Origin of the sequence: Salinigranum rubrum (assembly GCF_002906575.1) — an archaeon.
GTDB lineage: Archaea > Halobacteriota > Halobacteria > Halobacteriales > Haloferacaceae > Salinigranum > Salinigranum rubrum.
The window spans coordinates 17,716-30,151 of record NZ_CP026312.1; the positions used below are offsets into that span (position 1 = coordinate 17,716).

General features: G+C 56.9%; 14 protein-coding genes. 2 read left to right on the plus strand and 12 right to left on the minus strand.

The genetic code is table 11. The features are described 5' to 3' along the window. Positions 1-2: 2 nt before the first annotated feature. The 7 genes from C2R22_RS23250 to C2R22_RS23280 all read right to left on the minus strand — a co-directional run bounded on the left by C2R22_RS23250 (position 3) and on the right by C2R22_RS23280 (position 6,104). Complete coding sequence (locus tag C2R22_RS23250) at positions 3-1,118, minus strand: hypothetical protein (RefSeq protein ID WP_103428142.1); 1,116 nt, start codon at positions 1,116-1,118, stop codon at positions 3-5. A 2-nt stretch (positions 1,119-1,120) separates the two neighbouring features. Next, complete coding sequence (locus C2R22_RS23255) at positions 1,121-1,975, minus strand: hypothetical protein (protein ID WP_173862848.1); 855 nt, start codon at positions 1,973-1,975, stop codon at positions 1,121-1,123. 9 nt (positions 1,976-1,984) lie between these two features. Then, positions 1,985-3,721, minus strand: a complete 1,737-nt coding sequence (locus C2R22_RS23260) for a hypothetical protein (protein ID WP_103428144.1) — start codon at positions 3,719-3,721, stop codon at positions 1,985-1,987. 30 nt (positions 3,722-3,751) lie between these two features. Next, positions 3,752-4,174 carry a hypothetical protein gene (locus C2R22_RS23265; protein ID WP_103428145.1) on the minus strand — a complete coding sequence of 141 codons (423 nt, stop codon included), beginning with the start codon at positions 4,172-4,174 and terminating at the stop codon, positions 3,752-3,754. 6 nt (positions 4,175-4,180) lie between these two features. Next, positions 4,181-4,435, minus strand: a complete 255-nt coding sequence (locus C2R22_RS23270) for a hypothetical protein (RefSeq protein ID WP_103428146.1) — start codon at positions 4,433-4,435, stop codon at positions 4,181-4,183. Between the two features lie 365 nt (positions 4,436-4,800). Continuing rightward, on the minus strand, positions 4,801-5,190 hold the full coding sequence (locus C2R22_RS23275) for a DUF7522 family protein (protein WP_103428147.1): 390 nt from the start codon (positions 5,188-5,190) through the stop codon (positions 4,801-4,803). 524 nt (positions 5,191-5,714) lie between these two features. Then, the gene (locus tag C2R22_RS23280; RefSeq protein WP_103428148.1) at positions 5,715-6,104 is read right to left on the minus strand and encodes a hypothetical protein; all 390 of its coding nucleotides are present in this window, start codon (positions 6,102-6,104) and stop codon (positions 5,715-5,717) included. Between the two features lie 192 nt (positions 6,105-6,296). Here C2R22_RS23280 and C2R22_RS25445 point away from each other — a divergent pair, with 192 nt between their 5' ends. Next, positions 6,297-6,935: a DUF7504 family protein gene (locus C2R22_RS25445; RefSeq protein WP_162562642.1), complete on the plus strand. Its 639-nt coding sequence runs from the start codon at positions 6,297-6,299 to the stop codon at positions 6,933-6,935. A gap of 515 nt (positions 6,936-7,450) precedes the next feature. On the opposite strand, the gene C2R22_RS23290 is transcribed toward C2R22_RS25445, so the two are convergent. From C2R22_RS23290 to C2R22_RS23315, 5 genes are all read right to left on the minus strand, one after another. Further along, on the minus strand, positions 7,451-8,011 hold the full coding sequence (locus C2R22_RS23290) for a TATA-box-binding protein (RefSeq protein WP_103428150.1): 561 nt from the start codon (positions 8,009-8,011) through the stop codon (positions 7,451-7,453). 64 nt (positions 8,012-8,075) lie between these two features. Continuing rightward, on the minus strand, positions 8,076-8,822 hold the full coding sequence (locus tag C2R22_RS23295) for a S1 family peptidase (protein ID WP_103428151.1): 747 nt from the start codon (positions 8,820-8,822) through the stop codon (positions 8,076-8,078). A 601-nt stretch (positions 8,823-9,423) separates the two neighbouring features. Further along, positions 9,424-10,074, minus strand: a complete 651-nt coding sequence (locus C2R22_RS23305; protein WP_103428153.1) for an IS6 family transposase — start codon at positions 10,072-10,074, stop codon at positions 9,424-9,426. A 116-nt stretch (positions 10,075-10,190) separates the two neighbouring features. Continuing rightward, entirely contained in the window at positions 10,191-10,358 is a 168-nt protein-coding gene (locus tag C2R22_RS23310) for a DUF1931 family protein (protein WP_103428154.1), read from the minus strand. Positions 10,359-10,581: 223 nt separating this feature from the next. Further along, on the minus strand, positions 10,582-10,725 hold the full coding sequence (locus C2R22_RS23315; protein WP_103428155.1) for a YHS domain-containing protein: 144 nt from the start codon (positions 10,723-10,725) through the stop codon (positions 10,582-10,584). 97 nt (positions 10,726-10,822) lie between these two features. Between C2R22_RS23315 and C2R22_RS23320 the strand changes: the two genes are divergently transcribed. Then, positions 10,823-12,397 (plus strand): ABC1 kinase family protein, encoded by a 1,575-nt coding sequence (locus C2R22_RS23320; protein WP_245903120.1) that lies wholly within the window; start codon positions 10,823-10,825, stop codon positions 12,395-12,397. The last annotated feature ends 39 nt before the right edge of the window (positions 12,398-12,436 follow it).

The following is a 12,436-nucleotide window of genomic DNA, read 5'->3' on the forward strand; positions in this document are numbered from 1 at the left end:
TGTTAGTGGATTCCTCGATCAAACTCCATCCCGCGTTCGTCACTCGTCGCATCCGCAGTGGCTCCGCTCGGATCGTTCTCGGTTCGGCGGTACGATGGAGTTCCACCATTCTCGCTACCGTGGCCTCCACGAGCAGCTGCTTTCTGGGCGACGGCATGACCAGCAGCGGCTTTTGGCCCCCACCGCGCTGCGGTCGTCGCGACGCCAGCGCCGCCGACGTACGCGCCAGCAGCGACACCGCCAATAAGGGCCGCCCCTTTCGTTGCTCCGCCCACGACCTTGGCGGTCAGTGGAGTTGCGTACTTGAACGTCTTCCACGTGAGGTAAAGCGCAATCAGGGGTAGCGACGCAGCTACTAGGTACTTCAGAAATGAGCTGTTAGGGGTGAGAGCTCCTTCCGAGTAGAGTAGATCATATCCTTTGAACACGACTGCTGCTGGAAGCGGAAGAACTGCGAGAGGCACAAATCGTTTGGAAAACCCCATAGCGATGTCAGAAAGAACCGGGATATTTCCGTAAGCGAGGGCGAACGCAATCGGCATCCCATACACATAGACGTAGAGGAGAACCTCTCGAATGTAGTACAGTGCTTCAAGCGCCCACATCGAGAGACCACCTATAACAGCAAACAGAAGGCTGAGTCCCGGGTTAGTCAACGACTCCTTGAGGAAGTTTAGCATCGCATCACCCAGCGAGCTTAGACTCGGCATGAGGGCGATTGTGAATCCGTCAACCAAGTAGAGCCCCAGAACGCTCATCCAGTACCAACTGATGATGAGAAACGCTCCAATCCACGCGGTCTTCTTTGTCCGTCTTGCCTCATATGCACTCCCGACATTGAAAATGCGAATTGTATGTCGACCTTGGACGGACATCACCAGAAGAAGCAGTGAAATCAGCATTATCTCACCACCGACCAAGGCATCGCGGATTGCTGGCCAGGCCCCGTTTGTTGGGGCACCGAAGACAAACGCTCCCTCTGTTTCAGGCGTAGGTGTTCCGAACATCTCCGCTGTGAGGGTCTCATAACCGGTGTTCAGCCCCTCCATGAAGAGGCTAATCACCCAATCGACGACATCTTTGAATCCCTCTAAGACGACATCAATTAGGTCAACCATAGCTATGTCTCACGAATTGTGATATCACAGTTATCGAACTGTTCTGATGCGGAGTACTGAATGTTATATGGCTTAGAGATCCTATCTGCTCCAACTTGTGTTTCCAAAATGAGGTCGAACTCACCAGACTGCTCTTCGCTCTTACACGATGTTCCCTCTCCTCGAAGAAAAGCAAACGGCGATCGGTAGCTGTACAGGGTAAGCTGCTCCCCAGGTTCTATGACTACCGCATCGATCTCTGAATCTGTTTCAGGATCGTAAATTCCACTTACATCGTCGTTATCGGCGTAATTCGTCCCTTCTTCATCCGAGGGATATGGGACGTCTCCGATGAAGAGCAGTTTCGTAATTGCATCTGGGCCGCTTCCCTGATTCTCGACCGTCACGAATGCTTCTTCCGCAATTTTGTCGCTCGAACTATCCCACATCTTGTCCGGCTGATTCCTCCCGATTCCCATCTCTACAATACTGAGATTCGGTTGGATGGACAGGGAAGTCTCGACCACAGTCTCCTCACCCTTCAGGGCGATCACTCGGTACTCTCCGGGCGCATACGCAGTTCCGATCTCGAACGAGACCTGTTGGGCTCCTGTGGCCACGTCGCGCTTTCCGAACAGCTCTCCGTTCGGCTGGATGAGATTGACCTGGTCGATGTCGGCCTCTTCGGAGACCTCGACGACGAGTGTCGTTCCCTCTACGGCGATGCGCGTGAGCGGCCCTTGACTCACTGGGGAGGTGGTACCGTCACTAGGCGTTCCGGAACTTCCATCGTTGTTCAGACAGCCAGCGACGCTCGCGAGCGCAGCGCCTGCGACTGTTCGGAGGACGTTTCGGCGACTGATCTGTGGGTGATTCATTGTTATGGGCTATGGATTCCGTTGGAAGAGGTCTTCTGGACCCAGCATTCGAAGGAGACGGTGTCCGGCGTAGAACATCACGAAGAATGGGATGAGCTGCCAACCGACCTCGAAAATGAACGCGAACCAGCCGTCGATGGTTCCGAGTGGATGCCACCGAGCAGTTGCCGTGTCACTCACGTAGGCCGGGTTGTGACCGAGCCACGAGCCGGGGTGATACCGCGCCGTGTAGATCCCTGGCTCAGCAATGGTCACGAGAGCCACCCCGGATGCGTTGGTCTCGACACGCTGATTCGCGATGGTGATGTACCCGTCTCGGGGACTTCTACCGATGGGATACCGCCGGTCGCTGTCGCTCAGTGCAATCGGAGCGCCCGTCTGGTTGTCCCGAAGCTCGACCCTGAGCGTGGCCTGGCTCTCGTTCTGCTGGATGACCGTGACGCTCAGATTGCTGCGGCGAAGCTGCCGCTCGGAACCGGCGTCGGGTTCGACGATAGACGCGTTCACACTGCGGACGATGCCCGCGACGTGGAGTGCCTCTTTGTCGACGTTCTCGCCACGGACGGCGACACCGTACGTCGTCTCGTAGGACTGGTTGACGACCTCGATGTTGACGTTCTCGCCGATGGTCCCCAGCGGAGAGGGCCATTCCGTGCCCCAGGTATCGATGATTTCCGGGCCGTCGCGAACGGGTTCTGCACGTGGTCCGATTCGGGACGGATACGCGTGGACGTACACGGGGATCGCATCGGATTCGACTTCGGCGCTGTCGGTTCGGCTCGACCTGACGAGCGTGTCCCAGTTGGTGTTGCGGGCGGTGTAGAACCGCCAGACACCGCGTACGCTCGCGTTCCCCTCGTCGGTGAGCGTGTAGCCTTGCCACGGCCGAGACTGGAAGATGGCAACGCCAGCATCGCCGTTGGGGTACTCGGCGTAGTAGGGGTACGCAGAGAGGTCGTAGATCTCGACATCGATCGAGTCCGAGACGTTTCGCGTCTCCTCACGGTAGACGACGTCGACGTCGGTGCTGTTCCCCACGTTTGTCCGTATCGTCTTCTTCAACCGGACGTGGATCTCTGCCTCAAGCGTGAGGGTTGCGCTCCAGTCCTCATCGATCTGGTAGTCGATGGCCGGCGTGTGCGATCCATCGGTCCTCGCGATGGTTTCCCTGTCTTTCTGCAGCCGAACTTCCTCAATCTCGTGGTTCGTAAGCGACCACTCGACAGTTCTGTTCCCCGAGGAGCTCCCGTTTGGAACACGGACGCGGTAATCGACGAACCCGCGCATCGTCCCATTCGGTGCGATGTAGAGCGGGGTTTCGCCGGACTCGAGGTGGCCCCGCGTCGACGGCTGAACCGCGAATACGGTTGCGTGGGCGTCCGCGATGAACACGCCATCTTCGAGCGACGCGTGGGGCGGATGAACGGACATATCCGAGTCACCGGCGTCGAGGTCCTCGAAATCGTTTCGGGTCCACGTTGCGGCAGTCGCGGGCGGCCGCTTGAACGTAATATCCGTCCCATTCGCGAGCTGGTGGATAGCCGTCCGCTCGTCACCGTAGCGCTGGCGGTACTCCTCTTGACTGATGTAGTCATCCGCATCGCGAGACCAGAGGGTCGCGGATTCGTTCTCAGAGAGCCCATTTCCTTCCGTACCCGGCCGTGGCGGGCTTGCCGTGACGATACCCGTGACTAGACTCGTCACGAACAGGACGGCCATGAGCACGGAGAGCTCTCGTTGTTCCATAGGGGCTCGCAACGGGGATTGTGAAGTGGCTTACCAGGGGACGAGATCAACACACTGCGCCAGCGGGAGACCCATCATCGACCCGGCAACCGTGTACAGCGGGCCAAGGACGACGAGGACGACCGTGGACTTCATCGCCGAGCGCTTGTGGCGCTTGAGTCCCTTCTTTTGCTCTGGCGTGATGGTGAACATCTCGATGAGGGAGTCAGCCTGCCAGACCACGGCAAGGCCGACGATGCCGAGTCCAGTGGTGAGCTGGAAGAACCCCTCGATCATGCTGGGGAGGTTATCCGCACTACAGACGGCGTTTGTCTGTGCGGCGGCTGGGTCCACAGCGAACAGGCTCAGGAGGACGACAGTGAGCGCGGCCTGCCTGGTGACTCTGTTCGTCGCCGTCGGCTGGCTGTCGGCGCGATTCGGAGCTGTCTCGGAAGTGGTACTATCCTGTGACATAGCGAGTTATTCCTCTGCGTCTGCGTCTTCGACGAGTGCCTTCAGATCGACGTACCGATTGGTCTCGTCAACGATTTCGTCTTTCGTGTAGCCCTGCTCGCGGGCCCGTTCGAAGAGGTCACGAAGCTCGTTCGGGTCAACATCGCGGATCTCCATTTCCTCGCGGAGAGCGCGGCGATAGAGGGCCGAAGCGTTGATGTGCTCGTTCCACTTCAGGTACAGGTCATCGATGTCTTCGATGGTGACTGCACGAGTTATCATGTGTGCGAGTTGGGGTATGCACCGACTGGGTTACGGCACATATTGGCTGAATATTTGAGTGTGAAATAAATATTTTCTGGTCAACGAGATTGTTGCTAATTAGAGCTGGAATGGTCATCTCAATCAGAAGAATCCATCAGCGTGTTGTCATTAACCAACAATGGTGACATCGCGGCCACATCGTTGGTTAACACTATATAGAGGCATTTCCGTCGATCCTGTTCGATATTCTCGATTTCTGCATCATTAGCTGTGGTTACGGAATTAGTCACAGACCGAGAGTGATTAACAAGGATACTAGCCTCTACATCTTTGCGGGAATTTGACAGCTCCCATGCTGGGTCGGCAATCGATTGGAGCAGTACTCACTCGGGAGGGTACTCCTCTCGAATCTCCTGGAGGCATTCGCCGACGAAGCGATGGAGTTGACTCGCTGCCTCGGGATCGAGGCTGACGAGTGCGCCCGATGTCTCGTCGTGGAAGAACTGCATGACGACGCCCTCATCAAAACACTGGACCGTACAGTTCAACGTACCGAGGTTGTACAACCCTTCTTGATTAGATTTGGCGAAGCTTCCCCATCGGAGTTCCTCGACGATCTCCTCGATCTGATCTTCAGCATATTTCGTTTGGATGTCGTCTCGCAGATACAGTATCTCGTACGAGTCCTGTGTGTAGTGGCCGACGGCTCGCAGATAGTCCCCTGCTCTCTCTTCGAGGAAGCCAGCCAGATCACGAGTGAGGGGACGGGACATCGTGACGACTCACTACCGGTACAATCCCTCTCGTGCAACAAAAAACCGCCCCCTACTTCGCTCCCCGTCTCCCCAGCTATCCTGTTTGTCCCCAAGCTTTCGCAATAACATCCATTACGTTCACCTCGTTCTCCAAAGACTAAACAAGTGACACACACCACGTCGGGTATGGGCAAACCGCATAGCCTGACTCGGTCGAACGTCGAACGAATCGTCCCGAGACGAATCGGTGTCTATCGCCTCTATAATTCCCGTGGTGGCCCAGTTCGCTACGTCGGATCGACGGAGTCGCTTCGTCAGCGACTCACCCACTGGGCAAGCACGAGCTCCTACAGCCACTTCGCGTACGAATTCGAGGAGAGCATCGAACAGGCGTACAAGCGGGAGGCAGCACTCTATCACCACTATGGCGGCAAACAGAACCTCGACAATGAGAAGCATCCGCCTCGGCCTACTCAACGCGTAAAATGTCCGTCGTGTAGCCTTCACGACTAGCTGCTAGGATTGAGATGTCTCTGCACAGCTCAGCCCGATGGAGCATTGCCGTGTAACTGGTCAAGACAATCGTCGGTGATCGAGTAGAGTTCTGGGACTGCCTCGGGGTCGACAGCGACGGCCACGCCCGACAGCTCGCCCAGTGGGAAGTGCATCTCGACGGCGTCGTCAAAACACCGAACGATCGAGTTGAGGTTGCCGTGGGCATAGAGCGTCTCCTGCTGGAACCGTCCCCAGGTTTCGAAAAAGAGATCCTGGAAGATTTGCTCGATTTGCTCGTCCGTGTACTGCTCGGTGACATCGTCTCTGGCATACAGGATCTCTCGCTCGTTTTCCTCATAGTAGGCGACACTCCGCAACTGCGGCCCGAGTTCGTGCTGCAGGAACGTGACCAACTCCTGCGCGCTGGCACGTGACATTTCTCGGTGATTCTCCCGTACAGTACATAATGGTCCCGACCGTCCTAGATCTCGTTCGTGGCCGCCTCTACTGAGCGTTGAAGGATTTCTTATATAGGGTGCGGACACTGGACCGACATACTCGGTTGGGTATCTATCACAAGGTTCATACTACCGGCTGGTAACTCATCGCACAATACGGAGGGCACGCGGATGGGAACAACGGAGGATGGACACACTAGGGAACAACCTGAATCACTTTCCGAACAGATTGGATCCTCGTCGAATGCCCTGCTCTGTGGGCCAGCAACGAGTGACGTCGACACGATGGTCTGTCGAACGCTTCTCACCGGCCCATATGACAGAGAGTCGAACGTATTGCATGTCGAGTTTACCCGGTCGCTCGACGAGTGCGGGCGGGTTGGGGAGGAGACAGTTCAACCAGCACGGATGAAGATCGTCAAAGTGGGCGACATGATACGGTCGGTGGCCACGCAAGCCACATCTGTGGGAACGCAGTCATCCGAGTCTCTCATCGAGACGGTCCACGATCCGGCTGATCTCACCGCGTTGGGGGTCGCAGTAACGCGCATCCTCGACTCGTGGCAGGAGACCGATCAGCAGACTATCGTGTGCTTTCACTCGGTGACTGCATTGCTCGACCACGTCGACTGCTATCTCGCTTTCCGGTTTCTGCACGTCCTCACGAGTCGCATCGAGACTGCAGGCGCAGTTGCGCATTATCATCTCGATCCGACAGCCCACGATGACCAGACCGTGACGACAATCATACAGTTGTTTGATACTGTCGCCGAATTCGACGACGGCGACTGGACCGTCAGAACGCGGTAGCCTTCAATGGGTGGCATCCATCCCTGCCACCAGAGAGCTGACTCGTTGTCACGAGTCGCCGGCACGACGAGAGGTTCGGTTAGTCCGGTCTGATCGACCTCGATTGGTCGTCCAGATTCGCGCCACACTCCCAACAATCACCGTGAGTACCGGCATTCGGGGCACCACACTCCGCACAGACGTGAGTCGGGACGTTCGTGTCGAGTCGATGCTCGGTCGACCCACAGTCCGGGCACTGGCCAGCGTCCTCTGGGAGGGGGTGCTCATAGCGACGACAGTTTGGGGACGTGCAATAGCGAACCATCGATGGTGCCTTCGAACAGAGACGGGATAACATTATGGGAAGTTGATAGAATCCCTCAGTGACGAGTGCCTTTCCGAGATGAACGAATGTCTCTGTCGATCACGAATGAGTAGCGATTTCGACAGACCTCGTCACGAGCCCTGACGACGGTGGCCAATCCGAGTCGATTAGAAACTCGCGATCACCCGCCCCATTTTGCTCGGTTCGTGTCTTACTCGAGCAGGCCGAGGTCATCGAGTCGAGTCACGACTGTGTCAGTCGCCTGGTCGATCTCTTTGGGGTGTTGGCCGCCGGTGATCACCGCTTTGCCACTACCGAACAGCAGCGCGACGACTGACGGCTCGTCGAGCCGATACACCAACCCGGGAAATTGCTCGGGTTCGTACTCGATATGTTCGAGCCCGAGTCCGATGGCGATGGCGTTGAGGTTGAGCCGATGATCGAGATCGACGCTTGCGACGATGTTCTGGACTTCGATCGCCGGCGTCTCCGCGATAGCAATCCCGAGGGCGCGCAATTCCTCGAATACGATGTCGAGTGCGTCTCTGACCGCCTGCTCACTATTCGCCCCGGTACAGACGATCTTCCCCGACCGGAAAATGAGCGCCGCGGCCTTCGGGTCCTGCGTGCGATATACGAGCCCCGGGAAGTGCTCCGGATTGAACTCGGCACCGGAGAGGTCCTCCCCGACCTGGTCGAGATCGAGTTCCTGCTCGATATCCGTCGAGGCGACCACGTTTTCGATCTCAATCGTCTCCTTCGGATCAGTCATGTACCCGAGAAATAGAGATGGGGTCCTAATAAACCACCACGCTCTCACTAACTCGATGACGGCGTCAGTCGCTCAGCTCGTCGATAGCCTGAGATGCGTGATGGATTGGTTTCCCGATACCAATCCCCGAGTTCGCATTGTGTTTCAGTACCTGTTCGAGGAGTTCCGACGTTTCGGCTAACACGCGGGTTTGATTCTGCATGTCGGCGCCCCGCTCGTGAATAAATCCGGTTCGGTCCGCTGCTTCGTCCCGTACCTCTCGAAGTTCTCGAATGACTCTGCGGAGGTCGTCGGGTTCGACGTACCGCTTGTACGTGACGAGTCCAACAACTGCTCCGGTTTCGGCATCGATGATCGGCCCGCCGGAGTTCCCGCCGTTGACAGACCCATCCATGTAGAACCCGGCATCACCGTGCCCGGACACGCGGGCGTGATGCACGAGTAAATCGCCGATACCATGCGGATAGCCGGCAAAGAGCACCTCGTCGCCTCGGGTCACACCTGTGGTGTGGGGGTGAAGCGTGAGTCTGTCGTCGCCTAGATCCCCTTGGAGTTCGAGAATCGCGTAGTCGTGCCCGCCCGCGTTCGCTGGCGGAGAGTACGTACGGAGAGATAACTCCGCTTCTTCACCGGATTCCGTGTGCGCGAAAACGGGAACGGAGCCGTGTACTGCTGGCTCGACAACGTGTGCATTCGTCACGACGAGGTCCTCGCTGTGGAAGTGGAACCCCGTTCCATCACCGAGAGGCGTCGACTCGCCGCACGAGATCTGGAGGGTTGCCGCAGGAAGTCGCTCAAACTGGGATTCCATGAGTGGCTAATATCTGACTGGACAAAGTGACAAAACTGTTCACATACCTTCCGAGTTCATCGATGAATGTCGTTTCTGTCGCTAACAACTGGGCTGTTTCAGAAGATTGTCCTGTGGAGTGTCATTTGGTTCTGTTCTGACATACTTCGTACTGCCATCTTGAACCGCGTCTAAATATGTGCGTGACCCTTGGTACTCAACATAGAATTCTTCGTCTTCATCTTCGATTCGGTCATGAATTCGTTCAGGTGTGTATGTGTTTGTTCCACCACCCTTACTCGGAATTCCTATGGTCGTGATGCAGCGGCAGTCATCGTAATCAGAGGAATCACTGGTGTTGACGCATTCAACTGGATAAGCCATTGCGCTACAACCAAAACACGGTGTTGCAATAGTTGTTTGGCTAATACCTATGAGAATGATTTCTGACCGAACATCGTCTGGTTGAGGTAACGACCGCGAGAGACCTCAGCAAGAGCGATGTGTGCGTGCTCATCCTCTCGGTAGATGCACCACGAATTCGCATGGGTTCTCTACCTTGTGAATCGTTCTATGACACCCATCCTGGCCGGATTGAGTATACTGACCGGCTTGGGCACCGCTAACTTAGGCAAACGTTCCAGACCCACGCGAACTGCCGAAGCCAGTTGTTCGTGGTGACAACGTCGTTACCGGTGAACGACGCGTAGAACGTGTCGATGCGGCGTTTGAGTTCCTGTATCCAGCGTTCAATTCGATTTCTCACGCTATGGCGGCGAATGATACGGGTGACACCCATTCTGGTGAAGACGGGGCCGTAGCTGGCCCCGTCTGTCACCACGATTGGCGGCGCTCGTCCATACAACTCGGCGATTTCGACCAGAAATCGCCGTGTTGTCAGGTAGTTTCTCGACGGCGCGACCGACGCGTGGATGAGGTGACGCGTTTCCGGATCAACCGCCGCAAACAGCGTGAACTCTTGCCCACGCTGGGTGATCACGGTCTCGTCGATCAACAGCACAGCCGGCAGGTCGGCGGCCGGCCGCCGACCAGCCTCTCCGAGTCGTTGACCGAACTTCTGGACCCACTTCCACACCGCCACGTCCGACCGTTCGACGCCGATCCATCCGAGAACGCACGCAACCTTCCGGAAGCTCACCCCGAAATTGTACAGCAGGATCGCCAGCTCGACGAGGTGGCGATCCGTCCGCTCTCGCTCGAAAAATTCAATCTCGTCTAAGACTTCGGTTAGTTCGGGGAGGTTGGTTTTCATCAGCTCCAACAGGAGCCAAACCTCCCCAACCTTTTCGCTAAGTTAGCACTGCCCCGGCTTGAGGGGGTACACTCACAACGGTAGCCGGTGGTTCCCCCAACAGCCGAAGGCTCGGATTACAGGTCGCGGGGCTGGACCGTCTTCCGGTCGTTGGCGGCGGCACGACGAGCGGCGTCCTCAAGGAGTTCTGCAACTTCTTCGTCCAGTGCGTCGTAGAAGTCCGCTGCAACGTTCTGTCCATCGAGTCCCTCTTTGACGGCCGCTTTGACGATCAGGTCAGACATTCCATCGCGGAGTTCTCTTGTCCGCCACATAAAGGTTCGAAGTTCTCACGCAGGATTTCGACCTGTCTATTGCGACGATACCGCGTAACGTCGCCACGTGGACTCATTGTCCAGATTTCCAGTGGGGAGTCTTTGTGATACCAGGAGGCAAAACAGTACTGCTTTCAGAATTGGTTGTGAGACTGCGTACTCCGTCCGGCCTTAAGTGGGAACAGTAGCTGGATTACTCCGTGTATATTGTTGGCTGTTCTTCAAACCGTTGCTGACACTCTTCGCTACAGAAATAGTACGTCGTCCTACCGTGCTGGACAGTAGCGACGGCGTCGCTAGGCGAGAGTTCCATCCCACAGACCGGATCAATCGGCATTCATCAGAACGATTCGGCGCCCACCCGAATGATGATTTCGGAACACCGCCAACACGTATCTATTAGGGAACGACGGGCGAATTCGCTGGTGACTCTGATGGTTCGATTTTCTCTTCGACTCTTCCGGATTCTGGGCAAACTCGTTCCGTTTGTGATTCTCTTCCTCCGCGACCGGCGTCGGTTTTTGTTCTTCGGACGCTCCCGTTCGATCTCTCGTGAGGCGCACGAACAGCGGGCTCGCAAGCTTCGCGACGTAATGCTTGCCCTCGGGCCGACGTTCGTGAAAATCGGACAGGTCCTCTCGACTCGCCCCGATGTCGTCCCACAGGTGTATGCCGAGGAGTTCGTCACGCTCCAGGATGCGGTTCCGACAGGCCCGTACCGCGAGATGATCCCCGCGCTTGCAGATGATGTCGGCTATCACTCCTACGATGACTTCGATCCGGAACCGATTGCAGGTGGGTCACTGGCGCAGGTCTACCGAGCGACGTATCAGGGCGACCACGTCGTCGTGAAGGTTCGACGACCTGGCGTCAAAGACCTCATCGAAACTGATCTTCGCATCATCCGCCGACTCATCCCGCTGGTGATGCTGCTTGCCCCGGAACGCCTCCAGTTTTCGCTCCGAAACATGGCTGACGACTTCGAGCGCATCATTCTGGAGGAACTCGACTTCGAGCGGGAAGCCCGAATGATGGCGGAGATCCGGGCAAACTTCGAACGCGACGGCAACGAGCCGGTCGTCATCCCACGTGTCTACCACGATGTTTCCTCGGGACGTGTGCTCACTATGGCCTACGTTAAGGGGACGAAGGTCACCGATGTCGACGAACTCGAAGCCGATGGACACGACCCGAGCGAGGTCGCCCGAAACGTGGCGAACGCGTACTTCACGATGGGGCTCGAACACGGTGTGTACCACGGGGATCCCCATCCCGGCAACCTCGCCGTCGACGAGGAGGGACGTATCGTTTTCTACGATTTCGGGATGAGTGGTCGATTCACGCCGGCGATGCAGAACAGCGTCGTGAATCTCTATCTCGCTGCTGTCAATCGAAACGTGGATGGAATCATTGACGAACTCGTCGCTCTCGGTGCGCTCGATCCTGACGCTGATCGAGCCGCCGTTGGGCACGTCCTCGAGTTAGTCATCGAGGACTTGGAGGGCAGCGAGACGGTGAACTGGCAGCAGATCATCAGCGAAGTGACCGGGATGCTCCACGAATTTCCGTTCCGTATTCCGCCCGACATCATGCTCGTCCTCCGGGTGGGTTCGATCAGCGAAGGGGTCCTCAGACAGCTCGATCCGGAGTTCGATTTCCTCGCTGCGGCACAGACATTCCTCCGCGAACATGGGTTCATGGAACGAGCAGCCCGGATGAAACTTGAGGAGATGCGGGGTGAACTTGAGGCGTCGCTCTGGGCACTACTCCGCCTGCCAACGAAGCTCGAACGAGAGCTGGATGCACGGGCGGAAGAGCGAACCCAAGCCATCGTTCGCAGGCAGCAACAGGATTCCCTGTCGCTCGGCTATGCGTTACTCGCTGCGTCGTCACTTATCGGAACGGCGCTGCTTGCTGCTGTCGACCTCACCTATGCGCTGATTGGTCTGGGAGTCGCCCTCGTCTTCATCATCCTGTTCCTGACCTCGTCTGGTCGTCTGTCTCGATAACGTCTTTTGACTTCAGATCTGCTCTATCAACGCTTCGAC